Source organism: Bacillus thuringiensis, from assembly GCF_001595725.1.
Classification (GTDB): Bacteria; Bacillota; Bacilli; order Bacillales; family Bacillaceae_G; genus Bacillus_A; species Bacillus_A thuringiensis_K.
The window spans coordinates 1701479-1725191 of record NZ_CP014282.1 but is presented as its reverse complement, the minus strand read 5'-3'; the positions used below and the strand labels follow the sequence as shown (position 1 = coordinate 1725191).

The window sequence follows — 23713 nt, the reverse complement described above, 5'->3', positions numbered from 1 at the left end:
CATAAAAAAAATAAAAAAGATAGCAATACACTTATATATTGCTATCTTTTTTATTTTTTCATACATCTAATTCTATTACAGATCTGTTAAAGGTCATCTCTTCATACACCTTTAAATTTTGATATATAGTGCTTAATAATGGTGCCGTTATAGAAAATTGCTCTGCTACATCCAGTAAATATCCTTGCAAGTGCTTCCCTTCAATAAACGAACCCTTCTCCATATCACGTTGCATCGATGACTTCATATCATACGAAATTTTATCAATCGTTTTCATATGTTCCTGGGCAATATTAACCTTTATTGGAGCTCCTAATACTCTCATGATTTGTACAGATTCCTCAAACACATTACGGATAAAATCACGGCCGCCTTCACTTTCACGAATTGGTCCAATTGGTGCACGCATTAACGTTGTCACACCGGACATTACAGTAATAAATAAATATTTATGCCACATATCTTGCGTAATATTTTCACTTAAAACAAAACTAGATTTCGTACCTGCAAATGCTTTAGAAATATGCTTTACTCTCTCTGAATTTTGAGACTTAATTTCTCCAAACACAAGTCTGTTGGCAGCGCTAGTTTGTACAATTTCTCCTTGATCGTTTAACGTCGTCTCGATAAAGCATAAACCGCCAATTACTTTTTCTTCGCCGAATTCTTTTTGTAATAGTGATAAATGAGCGATACCATTTAACAATGGAATGATTACAGTACCTTCGCCAACAAACGGCTTCAAATCTTGAATTGCCTCGTTTAAGTGATACGCTTTTGTTGAAAATAAAATGACATCAAATGGAGAAGTTCTCTCTTCCTTCGTTATTAATTTCGGTTGAAAGGAAAAATCCCCGTTAACACTTCGGATTACAAGTCCTCTTTCCTCTAATTGTTTTTTTCGTTTATTACGAACAAGAAATGTAACATCTTCTCCCTTTTCGACTAATCTGCCACCAAAAAATCCTCCGACTCCACCAGCGCCTAATACTAAAATCCGCATACAGCATCCCCCTCTTCAAAATACAATTTTATAACTTTTAGTATACATAACATTATACATGTCCTCTGCTAAATAAGCTGAATTTTCACTCTCAATCGAGTGTAAAACAGTGGTTATTTTCAAATAAATTTGGGCATGTTGTTTCTATAGCATATATGGAAAGGAAACAATGTAGATGGAGGCAATACAAGCAATTGAGGAAAAAGATGTAGCAACAGCTATATTTCAATTTATATTCCCGTTTTCGTTTAAAGCTGGATATGAACAAGAGATGTTCCCTTTCTTACAAAAAAACGATTTTCGTCCTTTTCGGCTCGATCATCTCGATGATGAAAATACATATTATGGGGAGTTTAAAGTTTCACATCAAAATATGGAAGCATACTATCTTTCATTTACCAATAAAATTCTCTTTCCTCACTCAGAGCATCAAAAGGGCTTGCAACGTTATTCAAAGGACCTTAACTTAACTGGACATTTAACAACAAACCTTACTTCAATCCAATTTAATATACACTCTATTGATGTAACACTTTGTCCTTATGAACTTGGCTTCTTAACAATTCGAACAGAAGTAAACACTGCTCCAAACATGACTTTATCTGAAGCAATCGAATTCGCTGCCCGCTTCCGTGTACTTGAAACTAAAAATGATACAAATGAGACTATTTGTATTGAATGTAACGGAAAAAAGTATTCCCAAGCTGAAAAATTCATTTTTGGTTATTTATTTCATGGCGTAACTGATTTCTTTGAAAAGAAGAGATTAAGAAGTTCATACTTTCAAACCTTCCCATTCTTTGAAGACCAAAGAATGTACGTTCAAACTTTATTGTCACTAAAAGAAGGTATGGAACTTAATGAAGTGGATGTTTATCGTACTTCTAGTCTTTCCGGATTAACAAGTGATGGTAAGCCATATGTGAGTGCAAATAACCTTCCTTACATTCATGACTATTTAAAAAAACACGCTTACCAGAGGTGGGCTCCAAATCGTTATTTCATAATGGAAGAACACATTTTTACATGTGTAACAAATGAAGGAGAACGCGAAATTGCTAAACTTGCTAGTCAAATGTATGGGGAATTTTATTACGCTTTATTATTAAATCTATTCCATAAAATTGTTTTATTAAAAATGGCAAACGCCTATGCTGAGCTAAATATTGAACAAGATACTAATGAAATAGAGAAATTAATTTATTCGATCAATTCGTTCACTGCTAATTATTTTTCTTTAGAATTAGTATCCCAATCACAGAGTGAAGATATTTTCTTCCGCTTAAGAAAACTTTTTAATATTGAGGTTCTATACTCGAACGCGAAACAAAATCTTGATAGTTTGTTTAAATATCAAGAAAACGTCGCCTCTAAAAAAGATAGCCTTTTATTATTAATTTTAACGCTCTACTCTGTAGTGGGCCAAATGTTAGGGTTTACTATGATTGACCTTTTAAGAAACACCGATTCAAACAAAATATCGTCACCTCTTGAATTTTTCGCTCTATTAATTGCGATTAGCGGTATTGTCATTTCACTTATTTTAGGAGCCCAAAGTTTATACCAATGGGGTCTACAACATAAACGAAGAAAAGCTTGGGTAAAACAAACTGTACTTTCTGCTGTGAGAGAGAAAGACGATAAGAAGTAAAGAAGATTATTTTTAAACTACAAATACGTAGTACAATTCAGTAAGTGAAATTTTTATCAGCGATTTTCAAATTATATCGACGCAAATCAAAATATATCAGCGATTATTTAAACATATCGACTTACCGACAAAAAACGACAAAAAAGAATCGAATATGAAAAAGGCTAATCCAAAATAAAATTTAGATTAGCCTTTTTCCTCTTACTTCCCCGCTTCGATTTGCTCTAATGCAGCAGCTACTTGCTCTTCCGTTAATTCATGTTGTATTACGTAGCGGTTACGTGGACTTACACGACATTCATGAGAACATGCACGTAAATATTTCGCTTCGTTTTCTTCAGAACATAAAATTTTCTTATTACATTCTGGATTTGAACAGTTTACATAGCGCTCACAAGGTTCACCTGTAAAGTGGTCTTTACCAACGATAACATGTTCTTTTTGGTTTACTGGTACAGCGATACGCTCATCGAACACGTAACATTGTCCATCCCAAAGCTCACCTTGTACTTCTGGGTCTTTTCCGTACGTTACAATTCCGCCGTGAAGCTGACTTACATCTTCATAGCCTTCACGAACTAACCAGCCAGAAAACTTCTCACAACGAATTCCGCCTGTACAATAAGTTAAAATCTTTTTACCTTCAAGTACTTCTTTATTTTCACGAATCCAATCTGGTAATTCACGGAATGATTCGATATCAGGTTTAATCGCACCTTTGAAGTGGCCTAAATCAAACTCATAATCATTTCGTGCATCAATGATAACTGTATCTTCTTGTTTCATTGCTTCATAAAAATCTTTTGGCTCTAAATACTTCCCAGTTATTTCGTGTGGGTTAATGTCATCTTCTAGACGAAGTGTAACTAACTCTGGACGAGGACGCACGTGCATTTTCTTGAATGCATGACCATCAGCTTCATCTATTTTAAATACGATACCGTCAAAACGTGGATCATTGTTCATTGCTTCCATGTATTTCTCTGTTTGTTCTACAGTTCCAGAACAAGTTCCGTTAATACCTTCTTTTGCTACAAGAATTCTTCCTTTTAATTCAAGTGAATTACAAAATGCTAAATGCTCTGCCGCGAATTCTTCTGGGTTTTCAATTGTTGTGTACATGTAATATAGTAATACTCTGTATGGTTTTGTAGTTGCCAATGTATTTCTACCACCTATCTAATTTTTAAAATCATGTATAAGTTAACGTTCATATCAAAACATATATAATAAGAAAATGAATCCCATTTTCTTTTCTTTATACTATTTTCTATCAGTTAACAAAAATAAAAAACAAGATTACACATCAAAACACTATGGTTATGTTGTAATCCCAATATATTATATATCATACAAATGCAATTCCATCAATTAATATGCTGGATTATCGGCTTTATGTTCACATAAATTTCAAAATTGACCCTTTAATTTATTATGTTTCCCTACGTCATCACACCATAAACTCCCAATTTATTTTACATTATCACACCATCCATTGCATAAAGGCATATAATTTGCATTAAGGAAACTTTCGTGTTCAAATGAAATTATCACATAACATATTTAAATGTATTGAAATAATGAGTAAGAATACAAACAATAATTTCATCAAGTTAACATTTTAAAGGGGAAAACTACTATGAATAAAGATATAACAAAAGATGAACATCTCCCTTCTGAAAGTACAACTGTACAATCAGCTCACTTAGCTTTAAGTGGAGAAACAAAAGGTTGGAAAAGACTGTTACCATTTTTAGGACCCGCTTTTATCGCATCCGTTGCTTATATTGACCCTGGCAACTTTGCTACAAATATCGCAGCTGGTTCACAATATGGATATTTACTATTATGGGTTATACTCGCTTCTAACTTAATGGCTGTATTAATCCAAACTTTATCAGCTAAATTAGGAATTGCTACAGGAAACAATTTACCCGAAATAGCTCGTGAAAACTTTCCAAAGCCTGTGTCTATCGGTTTATGGATACAAGGTGAACTAGTTATTATGGCTACAGATTTAGCGGAATTTATTGGAGCTGCTTTGGGGCTTTACTTACTATTTGGAATCCCGATGCTACCTGCCGCTTTAATTACTGCAGCCGGATCATTTATTATTCTTGAGTTTCAACGTAGAGGATTTCGTCCACTAGAAGCTATTATTACAGGAATGATTTTCATTGTAGTAATCGCTTTTGGAATTCAAGTTTTTTATGCAAAACCAGAATTAAGTCCCCTTCTTTCAGGACTATTTATTCCAAGATTCCAAGGTGTAGATAGTATATTACTTGCAGCAGGGATTTTAGGTGCGACAGTTATGCCGCATGCAATCTATTTACATTCCGCCTTAACGCAGCGGCGCGTAGTCGGAACAAATGATGAACAAAAGAAAAAGATTTTCCGCTTCGAGTTTATCGATATTATTATTGCAATGGTTATTGCTGGAGCAATTAATGCAAGTATGTTAATTGTAGCAGCTGCTCTATTCTTTAAAAACGGCTTGCACGTTGAAGATTTAGATGTTGCTTACACTCAATTTACCAATTTAGTAGGTCCTGTATCGGCTGCATTATTTGGGATTGGACTTTTATCAGCAGGACTATCTAGCTCTTCTGTCGGTACAATGTCGGGTGATATTATTATGCAAGGTTTCATTCGAATGCATATTCCGTTATATTTACGCCGATTTATTACAATGATTCCACCATTAGTTATTATCGCTTTAGGTGTAAATCCAACTTACGCTCTCGTTATGAGCCAAGTCGTCTTATCATTCGGTATTGCATTTGCATTAGTACCACTTATTATGTTTACAAGTAATAAAAAGATAATGGGTGCACTCGTTAACCACCGCATAACAACATTTATCGCATGGATAATTGCTATACTTGTTATCATTTTAAATATTTTCTTACTGTATCAAACTTTTGTAGGGTAATGAAAAAGGGTATTCCAATTTTAATTTGGAATACCCTTTTTGGATGAAATGATTTTCTTCTAGTTACCACTTATGTATGTCCCTCTTTCCGGCATCATGATACCATTTTCAGTTCGAAAGTAAAGTGGCAATCCTTCCACAAAAAACATACTTACCTTGGACGGATCTTGCCTTTGATGATGAATATGTAAATGCGGCTCACTTGAACTTCCTGAGTTACCGACTTGAGCAAGAACCTCTCCTTCATTTACATGTTGTCCTTCCCTCACTTTAATTGATCCTTTCTTTAAATGGGCCAGAACCATAAATGTCCCTGATTCATCTAGTCGTAAATAAATATGATTACCCGCCATTGACTGAAAATCATCCTCTCCTGGAACTACATCTTTTTCATCATTATTGATAGATACAACTGTTCCAGAAGCTGGTGCCATTACTTCCGCTCCATATATTCCATAATCCTCTAACTTACTACTTTTCACTTCAGCAGGTGGAATAAGAACATCATATGCCCAGCGTTCATTTGGTTTTATAACATGATAGTTCGTTTCTAATCGATCACCACCCCATCCCACTAATGCTCGTTCATTCAAAGGAAAGCGAACTACTGCTTTAGGATTCATAGAATGTACATCTGCTGGATAAGCAAGTCCTCCTATGTTAGCAAACCACCCTAAAGGCCAAGCTCCAATTATAGAGAAAAGAACGATGAAGAGTAGCGCTCTATCTATTCGCTTTCTGAAAATCCCTTTCCACACAAATAGTAAAACTGATCCTATCAAAATAAAGAGTGATACTATGCTAAAGGCTTGTATACTCCACCAAAAAATGACTGATATAACGCCTTTAGCTACATAAACTAAGATCCAACTTATAATTAAAAAAGAAACTATAATCACTAATAAAAATTTCTTCCACATGTCGCATCCCTACTCTCATATCCTTTTTCTCAATGATACAAAGTAAAAATTACGACATATAAAAGAAATACTTACGACTTTCTTACTTTTTTATACTGCGGTAATTTCACAGTGAAAACTGTTTCTTTATCGTTACTACGTACAGTTAGATCCCCTTGATGGAGCTCGGCTATACTTTTTGAAATTGCAAGCCCCATTCCTTTCCCACCAGTATAAGAACTACGTGATTTTTCACTACGATAAAATTTCTCAAAAACGTAAGGAAGGTCCTCTTCCGGAATACATTGTCCAAAATTTTTAATTTCTACTTCAACATTCATTGTTTTATTGGAAATTCCAATTGCAATTTCCTTTCCATCTTTTCCATACATAATACTATTACCTATTATATTTTCAAATAGTCTCACTATAAGTGCCACATCAACTTCTACATACAGCACTTCATCACTTTTAATATAAAAGCTCATATTAGCATCATCTAATTGTGGTACAAAGCCAATCATGATTTGTTCAATTAATGCTTTCATATCTACTTCATCTTTATGTAATTCAATCTCTCTATAATTTATTTGACAGTATTCTAATAAATCATCTACTTGATGTTTTAATTCATAACTTTTTCGCTTTAATATACTTACATACTGTTCACATTCTTCTCCATTCGAATGGAGTTTATTTCCTAACAGGTCCGCATAACCGATTAAAGATGTTACTGGCGTTCGTAAATCATGAGAAATATTACTAATCATTTCATTTTTCATTTCCTGTGATTTTTTTTCATTCTCGATAGACTCTTTTAAACTTTTGACCATTCTATTTACATTCGTCGCTAATTCACCAATCTCGTCATTTTTTGAAATAGGTATATGTACTTCAAAATTACCATTACTTATTTCCTTCACGTTCTTATTAATTTCAGACAATCTTTTCATCATTGTTTTTGTCATACATGCAAAGTATGTCGTAGTAAAAATCAAAAAAACTATAAAGTATAAAAATGAATATTTTTCTTCTAACGCATTAACATGACTATATATATTTCCAACTAAAATTTGAAGCACTATTATACTTACAGTCGCTAACAAGATACTACATATGAAAGCTAAAAAAAATTTCGCCCTAATACCCTGTAAAGATCTAATCTTCAATTTTATATCCGACTCCCCAAACATTTTGTATAAACTTCGGTTCTTTTGGATTCTCTTCAATTTTATTTCTTAATCTTGCAATATGAACCATTACTGTATTATTACTTTCATAGGCCCTTTCTTTCCAAACGCTCTCATATATTTCTTCAATAGTAAATACACGATTCTTTACAGCGGCCATTAAGTACAAAATATCATATTCAGTTCTCGTAAGATTGATTGTTTCTCCATATAACATTACAGTTCTAGACACTTCATCTATTTCTAAACCTCTAATGTTTATTTTCTTTTCTATTTCTTGGGCAGCATTTTGATTGAAATATGTATACCTTCTTAATTGAGCTTTCACTCTCGCTATAAATTCAATTGTACTGAACGGCTTCACAATATAATCATCTGCTCCAGTACTAAATCCTATTACCTTATCTACGTCCGATGATTTTGCGCTTAAAAACATAATTGGTAAACTATGTTTCTCTCTAATCCTTCTACACAATTCTATTCCATCCATTTGTGGCATCATAATATCCAAAATAGCAAGTTGAATTCTGTTATTATTTATTATTTCTAAAGCCTCTTCTCCATTATGAGCACTAAAAACTTTAAAACCTTCTTGCATTAAATTTACGTTCACAAATCGAACAATATCTTGATCATCATCTACAATTAAAATTGGATTTTTCTCCATATACAAACCTCTTTTTGAAATATATTCCACAATCAATTTTATCATAAATTAAAACCGTACTTCTCACTTGAATAATCTTTATTTTCAGACTAGATTATATAATAAAAACACATTCTAGTTTCAGAAGAAATGGAGTGAAAGCATGTTTCCTATATTGAAAACCGACCGACTCATTTTACGAGAACTTAAAGAAGAAGATGCACCGAGTATACTACAATGCTTTTCTAATACTGACGTACTGCGTTATTATGGCCAAAAACCATTACAGGATCTTGATCAAGTGAGACAAATTATTCATAACTTTAAGCTGAGTTACAATGCAAGAAGCGGTATAAAGTGGGGAATTGAATTAAAAGGCAAGAAAGAACTCATCGGAACAATCGGATTTCACGATTGGTCTTCTGAGCATAAACGAGCCAATATAAGCTATGCCTTCCTCCCTGAACACTGGGGAAAAGGATATGCGACGGAAGCTGTTTCTGAAGTTATATCGTACGGTTTCCACACACTTCATTTAAAACGGATCGGAGCAATTGTATTTCTTGAAAATGAAGCTTCAAACAAGGTGCTGTTAAAATTAGGATTTGAAAAAGAAGGAGTTCTAAAAAATTATATGTATCAAGATGATATCCCCTATGACACGAATTTTTATTCTTTATTAAAATCGGTTTAATAGAATTCATGTGTAAAAAACCTTACTTTTAAAAAGTAAGGTTTTTTGTATTTATTCATTAGCAATATAAGCATTCTTATAAGTATAAATACCACCAAATTGGTGCTTCTCAATTCCTTTTACATAATCCTTTTGTACATATGCTGAGCCAATATGATAGAGTGGAGCTACAGCTGAATCTTCTAATAATACCTGCTCAGCTTCTAGCAATGCTCCCCATCGTTTCTCTGGTTCTAGTACAAAATCAGTTTTCGCTTTCTTCATTAATTCATCGTAATGAGAATTAGAGTAATTCATTTTGTTATTTAGATTACCCGTCGTAAATATCTCTAAGTAACTAATTGGGTCTTTATAGTCAGGTCCCCAATTTGCCATAGTTATATCGTAATCACCTGTTTGTTCTAACTGTAATTTTTGCTTAAATGGCTGTTGTTTAATTTGTATCGCGAGTCCTTGCAAATTCTTTTCTAAATCACCTTTTATATATTCTGCCATCCGTTTTGCATTATCTTGTTCAAACGTTAAAAACTCGAGGTTTACTTGCTCTACTCCAAGTTCTTTTTTCGCTTCTTCCCAAAGCTTTTTAGCATTTTGCAAATCATATGAGGAAATATCGCCGTTTTCTTTTCTAAAATCTTTACCAGTCACTTCATTTACATGACCAACTGGTACAAGTCCACTTGCAGGTTTTGCTCCGTTATTAATAAAGTGAGCAACGAAATCATCTTTATTTAACGCTAATGAAATAGATTGACGCACCTTTTTATTTGCTAACGCGGTATTTTTTTCATTAAAACGAAGCATAGCAATTCCAGGATCACTCGACATATGTAATTCCTTATTCCCTTTATACTTGTCTACAACTTGCGAATTAATAGGTACTCGATCCAAATCTCCGGCTTCATATAAATTTACAGCTGTCATTGTATCCTTTACGATATGAAAGTTTATTTCGTCTAATTTCACTTTCTTTCGATCCCAATATGTAGCATTCTTCTTTAATTGAAACTCTTGTTCATGCTTCCATTTCTCTAATACAAATGGACCGTTATATATGAGATTACTAGGTTCCAATGCATAATTGTTTCCTTGTTCTTTCAAAAATGATTCATGCTGTGGTAAGTATATAGGTAGTGCTAACAACTGTAAAAAATACGGAACTGGCTGTTCGAGTTCAACTTCTAACTTATAATCATTTATAACCGTAACTCCAAGTTCATCTAGAGATATTGCTCCCTTATTAATCTCTTTCGCATTTTTCACATAAAAGAGCATAGACGCATATTGAGATGCTGTTTCAGGGTTAATTGCACGTTTCCACGCAAACATAAAATCGTTTGCTGTTACACTGTCTCCATTTGACCATTTTGCATCTTTACGCAAGTCAAATGTATATTTCTTACCATCTTCACTCCTTTTAAACGATTTTGCTATGGCTGGAGTAGGCTGATCTTGATCATTTAATACATATAACCCTTCAAATATATTCTGCATAACGTGTGCTGATGTACCATCCATCGTTTTAGCAGTGTCCAGAGAAGGAATTTCTTCTGATACTGTTACATTTAACACTTGTTTTTTAACCTCTGTATCACTTTTATTTGCTTTATTATTACAAGCTGTTAATAATAAAGATGTAACAAGTGCCATTACCATTAAATGGCTCTTTTTTCGCTTCATGAGTTGTTCTCCTTAAATATAAAATATTATAAAGCGTAATATATTATAGCAGAAATAATAACAGAAAGATGCGACATTCTTTTGAATATTTATTCGTTCAAGAAAAAAGCTATCCTTTTAAAGGATAGCTTTTTTCAACTGCCACATAATTATCTATCTTTGCAAACCTCGTTTATAACGACTTGCTTCAAATATAATACGCTCTTCATCTAACGTTTTACATTCGCCATTCCAAACGACACGGTTTCCATTAATAATGACATCGCTAATATCTTTTCCACTGGCAGCATATACAAGATGCGATAACACTTCATCTGCTGGTTGTAAATGCGGCTTATTAGATGGGTCAATCGTAATAAAATCGGCACACTTTCCAACCTCAAGTAATCCTGTTTGTTTCATGCCGATTACTTCAGCAGCTCCTTTAGTCGCAAGTGTAAGAGCTGTTTCAACTGGTAACGCTATTGCATCTTGGTGAATACCTTTTTGTAGTAAAGTCGCTATGCGCATTTCTTCAAACATGTCTAAATTATTGTTAGATGCAACACTATCTGTTGCAATTCCTACTTTTATTCCTGCTTCTAGCATCGCTTTTACATTCGCTATACCAGAACCTAGTTTTAAATTACTATTCGGATTATGAGCTACTCGAACGTCATGTTCTGCTAAAAATGCACGCTCATCATCATTTAATACTACACCGTGTGCAATAACTGTTGGGCGTTTAAACAATCCGCAGCTCGCTGCATATTCTACTGGACGTTTTCCGTATTGCGCTTCAATATCACGTACTTCACGGTCTGTTTCAGAAAGGTGGATATGAACCATCGTTTGATTCTCTACTGCAATCCGTGCGCACTCTTCTAACAATTCTGTACTACATGTATATGGACTATGTGGTGCAACCATCGTAGTTAACATGCCACTTTCGTTATAGTAACGCTTCACATATTTCTCAGCTTCTTCAATCGCTTTCTTTTCATCGTCTTTCGTTCCGAAGCTAAATAAAGTCCTTGAAACAGCAGCTCGCATCCCGCTCCTTGATACCGTTTCCATAATTGCATCTTGATCTACTCCAATTGGATTAAACATGTCAGAGAATGATGTTGTACCACTTTTCACCATTTCAAGTAATCCTAGTTCCGTACTAGCGACCGCAATTTGGGGAGTAAATTGACTTTCCAGTGGCCAAATTCTCGTCTCAAGCCATGGTTGTAATAGCATATCATCTCCAATACCTCTTAGGAGACTCATTACAACGTGTGTATGTGTATTTACAAGCCCTGGTAAAACCCATTTTCCTTTCATGTCAATTACTTCATCTACTTCAAAATCATTAGCGAATTCTCCGCTCTTTACATCTATAATTTGATCATTTTCTACAATGATATATCCATTTTCTATCACTTCGTTTTGTTCATTCATCGTTACAATTGTAGCGTTTACATAAGTTGTTTTCAAAAGTATTTCCCCTTTCAACTCTATGAAGTTCCCTTTAATAAGTTACCACCATTATAGTAACTTATTAAAGATTAAGAGTCAAAAGATAATTTTAATTCTTTTGTTATTTTTCCCTTCAAAATGCTATATTGCTTTTCATTTGTATCTGCAAATGCTTCTTCCCGATTTGATTCCACATCCAAATAATTCAGGTTTTCATTGAATTGAACCTCTGTAAAATCAAACCTCTGCCCATCTATAAAGTTATAAAAATGCCACACGCTCCCTATTTTTGTCTTTTTAATTTTCCCTCCGTATATGTCTTGAACGACTAGAGCTGTAACACCACATTGTCCCTTTGCTGGATTTTCAATTGTCCACTTTGAGCTTGTTTCAATCGACCACGATCTTATTAGTGCTTCATATATTTGCTTTCTCTTTACATGATCCATTCTCAGCTTCTCCTACTATTAATTGTTTTACACATCATATTTCAAAAGGGGCAGTAAACGATTCTTAAAAACAGTTGATGGTGTTTCTCCGATTAACTGTGCTCCCATTTTCAGGTAATATCCTTTTGCATTCGGATCACTATCAATCGTAAAACTTTTTAAACCTAGTTCATTTGCTTTTTCTATTACATACTCCCAAAGTATTTTCCCGTAGCCTTTCCCTTTGTATCGGGGATGAATGTACAGGAAATCGAGAGCTTTATCATTACGTAAAAATGAGAAAAAACCAATCTTCGTATTATCGTTTTCTAAAACATATACAAAGTTATTTTTTATGTACTCTTCTGTAATTGTTAAATCTTCCTTACAAGCAAGTATGAATTCTTCACTATAATTCCACGTTGCTTTTGAGTGTAGTGCGAGTTCACTCAATTCATTTGCTTCACTTAATAACGCTTTTCTTATCTTCATGATTCTTTCTCCTCACCTTCGATATATACACTATAAAATGATTCGAAAATTAATTTAAAAAACCTCTTATTTCCGTAAATAAGAGATTACTTTTATAATTCTTCATAATAGATAATAATTTTTTAAAAGAAAAAAACGCCATTCCTGAAAATTGGCGTTCTTTTCTTTCAATCTTTATAGCATATTATTCTAAGAATCATTCTTATATTTCTATACAGTTTCTACTACCGCTTCAAGCATTGTTCCATTTTTAGCATAATTCGTATGCCAAGAAAAAGCTTTTTCTAAAATATGAGGAGTTTGTCCACCTCTTGTTTTTGCTTCTTCGTAATAAGCACGTAGTTGATCACGATACATTGGATGTGCGCAATTCTCAATAATAAGTTCCACTCTTTCTCTTGGCGCAAGTCCCCTTAAGTCGGCATACCCCTGTTCAGTGACAATAACATCTACATCATGTTCAGTATGGTCTACATGCGAAACGAAAGGAACGATACTTGAAATGTTACCACCTTTTGCAATCGATTTCGTAACAAAGATAGCTAGGCGTGCATTTCTCGCAAAATCACCAGAACCACCAATACCATTCATCATTTTTGTACCTAAAACGTGAGTAGAGTTAACATTTCCGTATATATCTAATTCTAAAGCCGTATTAATTGAGATTAATCCAAGGCGACGAATGATTTCAGGATGATTGGAAATCTCTTGTGGACGCATCATTAATTTGTCACGATATTTTTCAAAGTTAGAAAATACTTGTTGCATTTTCTCTTCAGAAAGCGTGATAGAACAACAAGAAGCAAAATTGACTTTTCCAGCATCCATAAGATCAAAAACTGCATCTTGTAAAACCTCGGAATATACTTCTAAATCTTCAAATTCTGAATCTAACACTCCGTGCAATACGGCGTTAGCAACTGAACCAATTCCTGATTGTAACGGCGCTAAACGATTTGTTAATCGGCCTACTTTGACTTCTTCTCGAAGGAATTCTATTAAATGCTGTGCCATAATAACCGTTTCTTCATCCGGAGGAACAATTGTCGATGGCGAATCCAATTGATTCGTAAACACAATTCCCTTTACTTTTTCAGGATCAATTGGAATACCGATTGTTCCAATTCGGTCATCTGTTTTCACAAGCGGAATTGGAAGCCTCTCCCCTTGTTTACCTGGTTCATATAGATCATGTAGCCCCTCTAATTGCGCGGATTGAGCCATATTCATTTCAATAATAATAGACTTAGCATTTAAGGAAAACGCTAAGGAATTTCCAATTGAAGTGGTTGGAATAATCATTCCGTCCTCTGTAATCGCAACCGCTTCCAAAATAGCGAAATCTATATCCAGAACGTCAGCGCGGAGTAACTCTGCTGTATGAGACAAGTGTTGATCCACAAATAAAAAGTCTCCGTTATTAATTCCTTTTCGCATCGTCGCGTCAGCTTGGAAAGGTAATCTTTTCCCTAAAATTCCTGCCTCAGCAAATAATTTGTCTACATCCGAGCCTAAAGAAGCCCCAGTATAAACATTTACTTTAAAAGATTCATCATTCTTAACTCGGTTTACAAGCGCAAATGGGACTGCTTTTACATCACCTGCACGTGTAAACCCACTTAAGCCTAAAGTCATTCCACTTTGAATCCAAGAAGCTGCTTCTTCAGGTGTAACTACCCGTTCTTTTAGACGTTGATCTCTGATTCTATCTAAATTATTCTCCATATGTAATCCCTCTCTCATTGAATATTCATAATTATTTTACACATTAACACTATCAAAATAGGGATTTTAGTATACAATGCCGAAAATTCAGACAGAACAGCAAATCTAGGTTCTAAAGCAGAAAAATTTAGAATCCTAGAAGCTTACGGAAATAACTAGCGTATGATTGACTAACTGGTACTCTCTCACCATTATCCATCGAAAGTACAAAAGTAGAATGGGTATCAGGATAAATCGCTTTAATATGATTAACATTTACAATAAATGAGCGGTGACATCTAATAAATGAATCTTTAGGAAGCAAGTATTCGAATTCTTGCAGAGAGTATTTATGTGTTCCTGATAACTCTTCTGAATTCACATACGTCTTTTTATCTTTAGCCTCTAAATACATAACCTTTGAAAAAGGAACCGGAATCCAGCCGTCTGTTGTTTTTAAAGTAACGACTGACTTTCCATCCGTTAAAGCTGGATAAATTGCCGTTACGCACCCTTCAAGCTTTCCATTGTTGGAAAATGGTACAGCCATTCCATGATAAGGAATACCAAAAACATCCCGATTCATAAACTCAGAGGTTTTTTGATTCATCACCATCGCTTTATAAGCAATCGTTCCTTCCTTTATGGGATCCCCGACACTAATCTTTAAATCAATTCGTTTACTTGGCCGATAGTAAATATATTCTTTCGTATTCGAAACAGCAATTGAAATTTCATCTGAAAATAATTCCCCAACAACATCTAGTAATAAACCTAATGTTCTATCTTCCATTCTATTAACACCTCATTCACTATTATACTACTATTATGAACAGGCATCTGTTTCTTTATAAATAGTTTGATTTTAAGTTATTTTTAAAATTAGTTTTATTCACTATTACTTCGTTACTACAAAAAACCTCACTTCAGAAAATTGAGGTTTCCTCTCATACAATATTTCTTTATTTTTTAACGACTATAGAATAAGATTTATTTTTTATTAAGTAAAGTGAATTTAAGAATTTATTGCCCGTATTTCTGTAAAATAGATAAGCCCAAGCTGTAAACAGTTTGGGCTTATCTTTCTCATTTATTATGCGCATTTAACCACGAAATTAAATCTTTAAATACTTCATCCTTATTTACTTCATGAAACATTTCATGTCTACCATTTTCATATAAACGTAATGTCACGTCTTTCACACCACATTTTTTATAGTTTTCATATACTTCTTTTACACCTTTCCCCATATCGCCAACAGGATCACGATCACCAGAGAATATATGTATTGGAAGATTCTTTGGCGTCTTCTTGTATTCTTCTAGTTTATTTACTTCTAATACACCAGAAAATAATTCTCGGTAAAAACTCGTCGTACAAATGAAACCACATAACGGATCCGCAATATATTTATCAACTTGATTATTATCTGAAGATAACCAATCGAATTTTGTACGATTTGGCTTAAAGTTCGAATTGAAGTTTCCGAAAGATAAAAAGTTTAACATTGGACTTTTCGTTTTTGCCCCACGCAATTTCATTTCGATTGTTGCTACTTTATGACCAATAGCTCCTAAAAGCCCTGGATTTCCACCTGTTCCTGAAATAAGAAATCCATCATATAATTCGCCTCTAAGTTGCACAGCTCGTCTTGATAAAAAAGAACCCATACTATGTCCTAGTAAAAACAAAGGACTTGACTGCTCTTCTTTTATCCTTTCTGAAACAAAGATAACATCCGATACAACTTGATTCCACCCTATATTTGGTTCAAAATGACCATAATCTTCTTCTCTTTTCACCGTTTTCCCATGACCTTTATGATCATGTGCATAAACACCATAGCCTGCTTCTAATAAAGCATCAATAAAGTCTGTATAAACACCTGCATGTTCTGTCATACCATGTGCAATTTGAATAATCCCTTTCGGTTCACCTTCTGGTAACCACTTACGCAAATAAATTTCCGATCCATCCAATGCCGTAACGAAACTTTCCTGTACGTTCATTTCGTCAGCTCCCAACTCTATTATGTATCTTTAAAAATGAATATCCATTCATTATTCTTACTATGTATTATATGCAATTGCCTTCATTATGACAAATGACTCACTTTTCTAATTAGCTCTTAAATTAATATGTTGACGAACCATCCGTAAAATCATATAGTTACTTACATAAAGTAATTATTATATTTTTGGGAGGTTTCTATTATGATGCCATCACTATTTTTAGCACATGGTTCGCCTATGCTCGCTATTCAAGATACAGACTATACACGATTTTTAAAAACACTTGGAGAAACATATAAACCGAAAGCAATTGTTATTTTCACTGCTCACTGGGAAAGTGAAGTATTAACGATTTCCTCATCAGATAACGAGTATGAAACAATTTATGATTTTGGAGGTTTCCCCCCTGAGTTATACGAAATCAAATATCGTGCGAAAGGCTCTTCTAGCATTGCATCTATGTTAGAAACAAAATTTAAGAACAAAGGTATTCCAGTCCATCATAATATGACGAGAGGTTTAGATCATGGTTCATGGACACTTCTGCACCGCATGTATCCAGAAGCAAATATTCCTGTCGTGCAAATATCAGTAAATCCATTCCTTTCTGCAAAAGAACAATTTGAAATTGGAGAAGCATTTAAAGGACTTGGACAAGAAGATATTTTAGTAATCGGTAGTGGCGTTACCGTTCATAATTTACGAGTACTGAAATGGAATCAAACTACACCTGAAAAATGGGCAATTGAATTTGATGATTGGATTATTAAACATATGCAGAATAACGATAAAGATGCATTGTTTAATTGGGAGAAAAATGCTCCTCATGCACAATTAGCAGTACCAAGAGCAGAGCATTTTGTTCCTTTGTTTATTGCAATGGGAAGTGGCGAGAACAGCGGTGAAGTCATTCACCGTAGTTATGAGCTTGGTACATTAAGCTATCTATGTCTTAAATTTTAAAGAAAAGGATGAAGCAATCATTGCTTCATCCTTTTTTCATTCACTTAGTTAACTAACTTCCAAATGTCGTTTCTCTGATACCTCTTCGTTCTTATTATGAAAATAAACCCAGATACATGCAATAAATAATAGTGATGATGTAGAGAGGAAAACATATTGAAAACCTGCATGCGCTGCAATTTGTCCCCCGAGCACTGGACCAATCATATTTCCTAAAAACTGAAATGATTGATTATATCCAAATATTCGTCCCGTAACATGGGTTGGTGTATGTTGTTTTAGTAGAGTTTGTACGGAAGGTAATAATCCTGCTTGTGCGATACCTAATAAAAATCGAAGAATTAATAGTTGCCAAGCTGAGGTTACAAATGCTTGCGGGATAAAAATAATTCCTGCAGCAAACAACGCTACAACTAACGTTTTTTGAGGACCGATATGATCTGATAATCTACCTAGTCTTGGTGCTGCTAAAATAACTGCTAATCCTGTTGCTGACATAACTGCTCCCGCAATTGTCTCAATATGTGCAGTATGAGGACCTACTAAATTTTTCACGTACAATGTAACAATTGGTTGAACTGACATATTAGCAAGTTGAATAATAAATGTTGTAACAAACAAACTAATAATTAAATGCTTCGCTGGGACCATCGTCCATACTTTTTTCGGCTGTGTTTTTTTTGCTTGAGCAGAGTGATTTTCTTCATGCAGGAAGAAAAAAACGATGAGAAAGGAAAGGAATAAAAAAGCTCCTGTAACAAGAAAGACATGACGCATTCCAATTAATTCAGACAAATAACCTCCAAGTAACGGGCCAAGTAACGAACCGCTCACACCACCAGTTGAAATTGTGGAAATCGCCCAACCTGAATGTTCTTTCGGAGTTTCTGCTGCAATAAATGTCATCGCTGTTGAAAGGAAACCAGATACTGCTCCCATTAAAAATCGTAGTGCGACTAGTTGATACACATCCGTTACAAACCCCATAAGCGTCATAATAACCGCCATACCGAGGCTAGCACGAATAAGCATCAATTTCCGTCCATGTATATCACCAAGCTTTCCCCATATTGGCGATACGATCGCACCCATTAAAAATGTTACACCAAATGCAAGTCCCGACCACTGTGCAATACTTGAAGTGCCAGTTACTCCTAATTCCTCAATATAAAAAGATAAGAAAGGAATTACTAAACTCATACCGGCTGCAGTGGTAAAACAACCTAGCCAACAAATCATTAAATTTCGTTTCCAGCTGGCCATTTTCACACCTTCTTTCTTTAGATACCCATTCTACACCCTTTCTTGTAAAAAGTTTAGTAATCTGCTTTACTCGTAAGATTTACTACAAAACCCGCTATTTTCTAGTAAAAATCACTACATCTCTACATCATTTTCATAATAAAACCAACTTCCCTAGATGAAGTTGGTTACTTATTATCTATCGGTATTAAACGAGCATTACAATTTCTCTCGTAAAACTCAATGGGACCCGCTTGTCCAATAATCGCATATTCATATCCATTTTGTTTCATATTATATAAACAATGATGCAATAATTCTTTTCCTACACCTGTCACACGATTTTGTTTCGCTACGCCCATTGGACCAAATAATCCTTTCTTTCCTCTCACTACATCGTAACAGGCGAAACCAATTATCACTTCCCCCTGCTGTGCAATATAGATAGGTAACTTTTCATTATATGTCCGAAATCCGTAATCAACCGACTGTAACCACCGTTCACCAAATTCATCCGCCACAAATCGTGATAACTTATCAAAATCAGAAGGTCTAGCTCTTCTTACATGACAAAATAATGTGTTATAAGTAGGTTTAAAACTATTTAAATCAACCGCTAAGTCTCTTGGTGCAGCTGTAATACGTAATATATCTTCTTGCATTTGTGTATGTATAAATTCGCCAATATCTGTATCTACACGAAATAATGCATACATAATATGTCCTTCATTGATTACTACTTGCTGAAAGCGTTCCATACGTTTCTTCGCTATTTGTAAAATTTCTATCGCCTTATAAGATAGCTTATATTGCCCTATTTTTTTATACTCTTGATTATGTAAATCGAATCGTTTTCGTAACGAAAGTTTTTCTGAAAAATCTCGACCGACTTTATGAAACAAATACATATATAACTCAGCGCAAACTCCTGTACCTTCTTTACACATACCTATAAACAGGTGGACCGGGTGAATTATGTTATACTCACTCTCTTCTGCTGCAATCTCCAATATTTTATGCACACGTTTTGTAAATTGAAATTCCTCCATATGTATTTCCATCCCCTACTACTTTACTATTAAACTGTAACCATAAATAATTGAAACAATTACACCCACTACCAATATACCTGGAAGTAAATTTGCCACTTTAATTTTAATAAATCCGAGTAAGTTTAATCCGATAGCAGATATCATAATGCCGCCCGCAGCCGTCATCTCCACTATAAATTGGTTCATTAATTCTTCCGGGACAAAACTATTAATTTGTGTTGCAAAAACTGCAATACCACCTTCATATAAAACAACTGGAATCGCCGAAAATACTACGCCAATGCCTAGAGTTGTCGTTAATATAATAGAAATAAATCCATCGATAATCGCCTTTGTAAATAAAATATCATGATTTCCGCGAATCCCACTGTCAAGTGCACCAAGTATCCCCATCGCACCAATTGCAAAAATTAAAGTAGCTGTTACAAAACCTTCTGATATGCTGCCTTTTCCCTTCAATCCAACTTTATTTTCTAGCCAATACCCTAAATGTTTTAACTTTTCTTCTAATTGTAACCATTCTCCAATTACCGTACCAATTACTAAACTCAGTATGACAACAAGAAAGTTTTCACTTTTTAATGCCATTTGAAGCCCAAGCACAGTAACCGCTAAACCAATTGCGTGCATTATCGTCCCTTTCATACTTTCTGGGATCCTACTAAATAATTTACCAAGTAAAGTACCAAATATAATACAAATTCCATTTACAACTGCTCCTAATATAACCATTTCTCATTCTTCACCCTTCGAATTCTTTATTTCTATATTTTGGTTTATACATTGATTTACAGGTTACCTATATGTTAACTTAATATTGAGAATATTAACAAATGTTTTCCACTACATAACCCGCTATTTTTTTTGTAACTTTAATTACCTTTATATAGATTCAGTTTTAATTTAATTGCGGGATAATATTAAAAGGGAAGGGATATATGAAAACTTTACTAAAACGATTTTTGTTAATAGCCTTTTTCATTACACCGATTGTTTTATTAATCAATTACTCTTTTATTTCAAAAGCAAAAGACAAACCCGATTTACAAAACAAATCTAGTAAAACCGCTTCAAAAAGCGAAAAGAAAATAGAAGACCAAGAAATCACACTCACCTTCTCTGGTGATACAATGTTTGATTGGCAATTACGTCCTATAATCGAAAAGAATGGGGCTGATTACCCATTCCAACATGTAAAAGAAGAAATAAAAAAAGCTGATATTTCTTTTGTGAATTTAGAGTCGGCATTTACAGCGAAAGAAAAGAAAGCACCTGGGCAACTGTTTTGGATTAAAAGTGATCCATCTACACTACAAGCCATTAAAAACACTGGATATGACATCGTAAATATTGGGAATAACCACACACTTGATTATGGGCAAGATGGATTATTAGATACGATTTCTCACGTAGAAAAATTAAAGCTCCCTTACATTGGAGCCGGAAAAAATGCGAAAGATGCATATACAGCACGAGAAATGACCGTAAAAGGGAAAAAGTTTAAATTTCTTTCCTTCGTTCGATTTATGCCTGATTCTAATTGGGTAGCTGGTGAGAATAAACCTGGCGTTGCGAATGGCTATGATTTAAATCTTGTAACAAAAACAATTAAAGAACAAAAACAAGATGCAGACTATTTAATCGTCTATATGCATTGGGGCGTTGAAAAATCAAACCGTCCGGTAGAATACCAAAAACAATATGTACCTAAAATGGTTGACGCAGGAGCCGACGCGATTGTCGGGAGTCACCCACATTGGTTACAAGGGTTTGAGTATTATAACAAAGTTCCTATCGCTTACTCATTAGGTAACTTTTTATTCCCAAGTTATGTGAATGGAAAAAGCGCCGAAACTGGCGTATTAACTTTAACTTTTAAAGGAAAGGATGTTCAAATGTCATTCAATCCTTACATCATTCGCAACAACCAAATCTCCCCTGTAAATAAGGAAGAAAAGAAAAAAGCTCTACAATATTTACAAACGATTTCAACTGATGTAGAAATTGATGATACAGGGAACATAAAAAACAAACGAAACTAGACAACGCAAGATCTATTTTTCTGTAACATACTTTACAGAATAGGTGATGAACATGCTGAAAAACTTATTAGAAAATGTAAGTTTGTTAGAAAACATTTATAAAATATCTATAGCCGTTCTACTTTTATGTTCATTTTTCTCTGTTAGACTTCTAAAAAAAATAAAACGCGAGCGAAAACTTACTACCTTTGAATTTACTATGTATGTAATCATTCGTATTGCGATACTCTTTTGGTTAACTAGCTTTATCCTTCTTGAATATGGAAAATAATTAGTTTAACTATAAAAAAGATAGAACAAGCAGCATTTCCCTTGCTTGTATCTATCTTTTTTTATTTGGATGCTAACTCTTTCCTTCTATTAAATAAGTAAATCAAACAAAACAGGGTTTTTATTAAGCTCCATAAATTGAATGTTATTTTCTTTAAAACGAGTAATTAATTGCTCATAATCCTCTTTATGTTTCAACTCTACGCCGACTAACGCTGGACCATTTTCTTTATTATGTTTCTTAATGTATTCAAAGCGCGTAATATCATCTTCTGGTCCTAATCCTTTATCAAGAAATTCTCTTAGCGCACCTGAACGCTGCGGGAATTCAATGATGAAGTAATGTTTTAATCCTTCGTAAATGAGCGAACGTTCTTTTATTTCTTGCATTCTATCAATATCGTTATTTCCACCACTTAGCGTACATACAACTGTTTTACCTTTTATTTCATCTCTATATAAATCAAGCGCTGCAATAGATAGGGCACCAGCCGGTTCAGCTACAATTGCATTTTTCTTATACAGTTCTAAAATCGTCGTACAAACTTTTCCCTCTGGTACTAAAACAATGTCATCAATTACATCTTTACAAGTTTCAAATGTTAACTTTCCGACCTTTTTAACAGCTGCCCCATCAACAAAACTATCTATTTTCTCTAATGCGACATTTTCATTTTGAAGAAAGGCCTCTTTCATAGAGGCAGCTCCCATCGGCTCTACACCAATGACTTTTGTAGCAGGACTAACACCTTTTACATATGTACCAACACCTGATGCTAATCCACCACCACCAATTGCTGTAAAGATATAATCCACTGGTTTCTCCATATCATGCATAATTTCAACTGCCACTGTTCCTTGACCAGCAACTACATACGGATCATCAAATGGATGAACGAACGTCATCCTATTTTCTTCACAATAGCGCTGTGCTTCTTGGAACGAACTATCAAATGTATCACCAACTAATACAATTTCCGCAAAATCGCCACCAAAAAACTGTACTTGCGATACTTTTTGTTTAGGTGTCGTTGTCGGCATAAATATCTTTGACGGAATCTTCAATAAATTGCACGTATAAGCAACTCCTTGTGCATGATTACCAGCACTTGCACAAACAACGCCGTTTTGTAATTGTTCTTCCGATAAACTTTGAATTAAATTGTACGCACCACGAATTTTGAAAGAGCGAATCAATTGTAAGTCTTCTCGTTTTACATAAACGTCACAATCATATTTCTCAGATAAAACTGTATCACGTTGTAACGGTGTTTTAATAATGATATCTTTCATGCAATTATGTGCCATTAAGATCTCTTCAATTTTCACTCTCTCCTTTACCTTCTGCACCATTATATATCATCCT

At 34.3% G+C, this 23713-nt stretch carries 22 protein-coding genes; 6 read left to right on the top strand and 16 right to left on the bottom strand.

Annotated features, from left to right (window positions below; all coding sequences use genetic code 11):
- Nucleotides 1-58: 58 nt before the first annotated feature.
- Complete coding sequence (panE, locus tag AXW78_RS08770) at nucleotides 59-1003, bottom strand: 2-dehydropantoate 2-reductase (RefSeq protein WP_061884003.1); 945 nt, start codon at nucleotides 1001-1003, stop codon at nucleotides 59-61.
- 175 nt (nucleotides 1004-1178) lie between these two features.
- Between panE and AXW78_RS08765 the strand changes: the two genes are divergently transcribed.
- On the top strand, nucleotides 1179-2654 hold the full coding sequence (locus tag AXW78_RS08765; RefSeq protein ID WP_061884002.1) for a hypothetical protein: 1476 nt from the start codon (nucleotides 1179-1181) through the stop codon (nucleotides 2652-2654).
- Nucleotides 2655-2855: 201 nt separating this feature from the next.
- Here AXW78_RS08765 and AXW78_RS08760 read toward each other — a convergent pair whose 3' ends face one another.
- On the bottom strand, nucleotides 2856-3815 hold the full coding sequence (locus AXW78_RS08760) for an oxygen-dependent tRNA uridine(34) hydroxylase TrhO (RefSeq protein ID WP_000246214.1): 960 nt from the start codon (nucleotides 3813-3815) through the stop codon (nucleotides 2856-2858).
- A gap of 478 nt (nucleotides 3816-4293) precedes the next feature.
- On the opposite strand from AXW78_RS08760, the gene AXW78_RS08755 reads away from it, so the two are divergent.
- A complete protein-coding gene (locus tag AXW78_RS08755) occupies nucleotides 4294-5589 on the top strand; it encodes an Nramp family divalent metal transporter (RefSeq protein WP_001030680.1) in 1296 nt (431 codons plus the stop codon).
- Nucleotides 5590-5648: 59 nt separating this feature from the next.
- Here AXW78_RS08755 and AXW78_RS08750 read toward each other — a convergent pair whose 3' ends face one another.
- The 3 genes from AXW78_RS08750 to AXW78_RS08740 form a co-directional block, all read right to left on the bottom strand.
- Nucleotides 5649-6509: a M23 family metallopeptidase gene (locus AXW78_RS08750; protein ID WP_061884001.1), complete on the bottom strand. Its 861-nt coding sequence runs from the start codon at nucleotides 6507-6509 to the stop codon at nucleotides 5649-5651.
- Between the two features lie 71 nt (nucleotides 6510-6580).
- Nucleotides 6581-7681, bottom strand: coding sequence for a HAMP domain-containing sensor histidine kinase (locus tag AXW78_RS08745; protein WP_116777434.1), 1101 nt, complete (start codon nucleotides 7679-7681; stop codon nucleotides 6581-6583).
- A complete protein-coding gene (locus AXW78_RS08740) occupies nucleotides 7647-8345 on the bottom strand; it encodes a response regulator transcription factor (protein ID WP_000414476.1) in 699 nt (232 codons plus the stop codon). Before AXW78_RS08740 ends, AXW78_RS08745 begins: the two co-directional genes overlap by 35 nt.
- A 142-nt stretch (nucleotides 8346-8487) precedes the next feature.
- On the opposite strand from AXW78_RS08740, the gene AXW78_RS08735 reads away from it, so the two are divergent.
- Nucleotides 8488-9018: a GNAT family N-acetyltransferase gene (locus tag AXW78_RS08735; protein WP_000483962.1), complete on the top strand. Its 531-nt coding sequence runs from the start codon at nucleotides 8488-8490 to the stop codon at nucleotides 9016-9018.
- Nucleotides 9019-9069: 51 nt separating this feature from the next.
- On the opposite strand, the gene AXW78_RS08730 is transcribed toward AXW78_RS08735, so the two are convergent.
- From AXW78_RS08730 to AXW78_RS08700, 7 genes are all read right to left on the bottom strand, one after another.
- Entirely contained in the window at nucleotides 9070-10698 is a 1629-nt protein-coding gene (locus AXW78_RS08730; RefSeq protein ID WP_000823518.1) for a peptide ABC transporter substrate-binding protein, read from the bottom strand.
- A 153-nt stretch (nucleotides 10699-10851) separates the two neighbouring features.
- Nucleotides 10852-12177 (bottom strand): bifunctional S-methyl-5'-thioadenosine deaminase/S-adenosylhomocysteine deaminase, encoded by a 1326-nt coding sequence (locus AXW78_RS08725; RefSeq protein ID WP_129542598.1) that lies wholly within the window; start codon nucleotides 12175-12177, stop codon nucleotides 10852-10854.
- Between the two features lie 53 nt (nucleotides 12178-12230).
- Nucleotides 12231-12590, bottom strand: coding sequence for a YunG family protein (locus AXW78_RS08720; protein WP_000350133.1), 360 nt, complete (start codon nucleotides 12588-12590; stop codon nucleotides 12231-12233).
- A gap of 27 nt (nucleotides 12591-12617) precedes the next feature.
- Nucleotides 12618-13061 (bottom strand): GNAT family N-acetyltransferase, encoded by a 444-nt coding sequence (locus AXW78_RS08715; RefSeq protein ID WP_000702233.1) that lies wholly within the window; start codon nucleotides 13059-13061, stop codon nucleotides 12618-12620.
- A 210-nt stretch (nucleotides 13062-13271) separates the two neighbouring features.
- Entirely contained in the window at nucleotides 13272-14786 is a 1515-nt protein-coding gene (locus AXW78_RS08710; RefSeq protein WP_000429827.1) for a succinyl-CoA:acetate CoA-transferase ScpC, read from the bottom strand.
- 127 nt (nucleotides 14787-14913) lie between these two features.
- A complete protein-coding gene (locus AXW78_RS08705; RefSeq protein ID WP_000390213.1) occupies nucleotides 14914-15558 on the bottom strand; it encodes a LytTR family DNA-binding domain-containing protein in 645 nt (214 codons plus the stop codon).
- A gap of 293 nt (nucleotides 15559-15851) precedes the next feature.
- Nucleotides 15852-16775, bottom strand: a complete 924-nt coding sequence (locus AXW78_RS08700; RefSeq protein WP_061883999.1) for an alpha/beta fold hydrolase — start codon at nucleotides 16773-16775, stop codon at nucleotides 15852-15854.
- Between the two features lie 204 nt (nucleotides 16776-16979).
- Between AXW78_RS08700 and AXW78_RS08695 the strand changes: the two genes are divergently transcribed.
- A complete protein-coding gene (locus AXW78_RS08695) occupies nucleotides 16980-17741 on the top strand; it encodes a DODA-type extradiol aromatic ring-opening family dioxygenase (RefSeq protein WP_061883998.1) in 762 nt (253 codons plus the stop codon).
- Nucleotides 17742-17789: 48 nt separating this feature from the next.
- Here the strand turns inward: AXW78_RS08695 and AXW78_RS08690 are convergent, their stop codons facing one another.
- The 3 genes from AXW78_RS08690 to AXW78_RS08680 form a co-directional block, all read right to left on the bottom strand.
- Nucleotides 17790-19004 carry a multidrug efflux MFS transporter gene (locus AXW78_RS08690; RefSeq protein WP_000179321.1) on the bottom strand — a complete coding sequence of 405 codons (1215 nt, stop codon included), beginning with the start codon at nucleotides 19002-19004 and terminating at the stop codon, nucleotides 17790-17792.
- 167 nt (nucleotides 19005-19171) lie between these two features.
- Nucleotides 19172-20032 carry a GNAT family N-acetyltransferase gene (locus AXW78_RS08685; protein ID WP_000390848.1) on the bottom strand — a complete coding sequence of 287 codons (861 nt, stop codon included), beginning with the start codon at nucleotides 20030-20032 and terminating at the stop codon, nucleotides 19172-19174.
- Between the two features lie 18 nt (nucleotides 20033-20050).
- Nucleotides 20051-20767, bottom strand: coding sequence for a DUF554 domain-containing protein (locus AXW78_RS08680; RefSeq protein WP_000236038.1), 717 nt, complete (start codon nucleotides 20765-20767; stop codon nucleotides 20051-20053).
- 206 nt (nucleotides 20768-20973) lie between these two features.
- Here AXW78_RS08680 and AXW78_RS08675 point away from each other — a divergent pair, with 206 nt between their 5' ends.
- Both AXW78_RS08675 and AXW78_RS08670 read left to right on the top strand, forming a co-directional pair.
- On the top strand, nucleotides 20974-22077 hold the full coding sequence (locus AXW78_RS08675; RefSeq protein WP_061883997.1) for a CapA family protein: 1104 nt from the start codon (nucleotides 20974-20976) through the stop codon (nucleotides 22075-22077).
- A 52-nt stretch (nucleotides 22078-22129) separates the two neighbouring features.
- Entirely contained in the window at nucleotides 22130-22348 is a 219-nt protein-coding gene (locus AXW78_RS08670; RefSeq protein ID WP_000916801.1) for a hypothetical protein, read from the top strand.
- An 89-nt stretch (nucleotides 22349-22437) separates the two neighbouring features.
- Here AXW78_RS08670 and ilvA read toward each other — a convergent pair whose 3' ends face one another.
- Nucleotides 22438-23700, bottom strand: coding sequence for a threonine ammonia-lyase IlvA (gene ilvA, locus AXW78_RS08665; protein ID WP_000250358.1), 1263 nt, complete (start codon nucleotides 23698-23700; stop codon nucleotides 22438-22440).
- Between the last annotated feature and the right edge of the window lie 13 nt (nucleotides 23701-23713).

Excerpts from the sequence above, each read along its gene's own strand:
- AXW78_RS08730 (WP_000823518.1), bottom strand. The coding sequence starts at position 10,698 with ATGAAGCGAAAAAAGAGCCATTTAATGGTAATGGCACTTGTTACATCT.
- AXW78_RS08700 (WP_061883999.1), bottom strand. The coding sequence starts at position 16,775 with ATGAACGTACAGGAAAGTTTCGTTACGGCATTGGATGGATCGGAAATT.
- AXW78_RS08685 (WP_000390848.1), bottom strand. The coding sequence starts at position 20,032 with ATGGAGGAATTTCAATTTACAAAACGTGTGCATAAAATATTGGAGATT.
- AXW78_RS08745 (WP_116777434.1), bottom strand. The coding sequence starts at position 7,681 with ATGTTTGGGGAGTCGGATATAAAATTGAAGATTAGATCTTTACAGGGT.
- AXW78_RS08675 (WP_061883997.1), top strand. The coding sequence starts at position 20,974 with ATGAAAACTTTACTAAAACGATTTTTGTTAATAGCCTTTTTCATTACA.
- AXW78_RS08710 (WP_000429827.1), bottom strand. The coding sequence starts at position 14,786 with ATGGAGAATAATTTAGATAGAATCAGAGATCAACGTCTAAAAGAACGG.
- AXW78_RS08720 (WP_000350133.1), bottom strand. The coding sequence starts at position 12,590 with ATGGATCATGTAAAGAGAAAGCAAATATATGAAGCACTAATAAGATCG.
- AXW78_RS08765 (WP_061884002.1), top strand. The coding sequence starts at position 1,179 with ATGGAGGCAATACAAGCAATTGAGGAAAAAGATGTAGCAACAGCTATA.
- AXW78_RS08750 (WP_061884001.1), bottom strand. The coding sequence starts at position 6,509 with ATGTGGAAGAAATTTTTATTAGTGATTATAGTTTCTTTTTTAATTATA.
- AXW78_RS08715 (WP_000702233.1), bottom strand. The coding sequence starts at position 13,061 with ATGAAGATAAGAAAAGCGTTATTAAGTGAAGCAAATGAATTGAGTGAA.
- AXW78_RS08740 (WP_000414476.1), bottom strand. The coding sequence starts at position 8,345 with ATGGAGAAAAATCCAATTTTAATTGTAGATGATGATCAAGATATTGTT.
- AXW78_RS08680 (WP_000236038.1), bottom strand. The coding sequence starts at position 20,767 with ATGGTTATATTAGGAGCAGTTGTAAATGGAATTTGTATTATATTTGGT.
- ilvA (WP_000250358.1), bottom strand. The coding sequence starts at position 23,700 with ATGGTGCAGAAGGTAAAGGAGAGAGTGAAAATTGAAGAGATCTTAATG.
- AXW78_RS08705 (WP_000390213.1), bottom strand. The coding sequence starts at position 15,558 with ATGGAAGATAGAACATTAGGTTTATTACTAGATGTTGTTGGGGAATTA.
- AXW78_RS08735 (WP_000483962.1), top strand. The coding sequence starts at position 8,488 with ATGTTTCCTATATTGAAAACCGACCGACTCATTTTACGAGAACTTAAA.
- AXW78_RS08695 (WP_061883998.1), top strand. The coding sequence starts at position 16,980 with ATGATGCCATCACTATTTTTAGCACATGGTTCGCCTATGCTCGCTATT.
- AXW78_RS08670 (WP_000916801.1), top strand. The coding sequence starts at position 22,130 with ATGCTGAAAAACTTATTAGAAAATGTAAGTTTGTTAGAAAACATTTAT.
- AXW78_RS08755 (WP_001030680.1), top strand. The coding sequence starts at position 4,294 with ATGAATAAAGATATAACAAAAGATGAACATCTCCCTTCTGAAAGTACA.
- panE (WP_061884003.1), bottom strand. The coding sequence starts at position 1,003 with ATGCGGATTTTAGTATTAGGCGCTGGTGGAGTCGGAGGATTTTTTGGT.
- AXW78_RS08690 (WP_000179321.1), bottom strand. The coding sequence starts at position 19,004 with ATGGCCAGCTGGAAACGAAATTTAATGATTTGTTGGCTAGGTTGTTTT.